Origin of the sequence: Roseinatronobacter ekhonensis (assembly GCF_900499075.1) — a bacterium.
Taxonomy (GTDB): domain Bacteria; phylum Pseudomonadota; class Alphaproteobacteria; order Rhodobacterales; family Rhodobacteraceae; genus Roseinatronobacter; species Roseinatronobacter ekhonensis.
In genome coordinates this window covers 1-682 of record NZ_UIHC01000190.1, presented here as the reverse complement: position 1 = coordinate 682, position 682 = coordinate 1, and the positions used below count along the sequence as shown (strand labels likewise).

At 55.9% G+C, this 682-nt stretch carries 1 protein-coding gene; it reads left to right on the top strand.

What is annotated here, in order from left to right; all coding sequences use genetic code 11:
* The first annotated feature begins 156 nt into the window (after window positions 1–156).
* Window positions 157–558, top strand: a complete 402-nt coding sequence (locus tag ROE7235_RS19810; protein WP_121097779.1) for a Hint domain-containing protein — start codon at window positions 157–159, stop codon at window positions 556–558.
* Window positions 559–682 lie beyond the last annotated feature (124 nt).

Sequence of the window (682 nt, the reverse complement as noted above, 5' to 3'; positions counted from 1 at the left end):
CGCAAGCCTCAAGCTCGAGGCGGGCTGGTGAGGAAAGAAAGTCAGGGCGGATCATAAGCAATAGCTGAATCGTTCCAAACCCAGCAGTCAAGTCAACAAATTCGGCTTCTGCAGGACTCGGAGTATAACCCTGATTTGTTTTCGGAGAGACGATCCATGACCCACCCTAAACCGTTCGGTTGGACTGACGGCGACAGCGCGATTTCACGTTCCAGCAATGTGTCAGCAATCTCGACCGCGATGCAGAAAGATGCCGCGCTTTATGCAATGGCCCTGCGTGAGGATGGCCTTTTGCCCGGAACCCTGGTGGCGACAGGCACGGGCTGGCGCAAGATCGAGACACTCCAGCCCGGTGATATGGTGCTGACCTTCGACAATGGCATGCAGCCTGTGACCCGCGTGCATGACCTGACAATCCCGCAGCACGCCCTGCCCGAGCACAAAGCATTCATCATGATCGTGCCGCAAGGCGTGCTGGGCAACCGCCGCCGGATCGAATTGCTGCCGCTGCAAGAGATCATCATCGAATCGGACTTTGCCGAAGAGACGTATGGCTGAAGTGGTCCTGCTTTTTAGGACAGGTTTGCGGCTTGTCTAAGATGCATCAGATTTATGTTCATGCCGCTTTTCGTATCTCTGCTTGCTCGAAGTATGCCGCGTCTGGGGTGCGTTTGTCGAGCGC

Coding starts and splice junctions, on each gene's coding strand:
- ROE7235_RS19810 (WP_121097779.1), top strand. CDS start 157: ATGACCCACCCTAAACCGTTCGGTTGGACTGACGGCGACAGCGCGATT.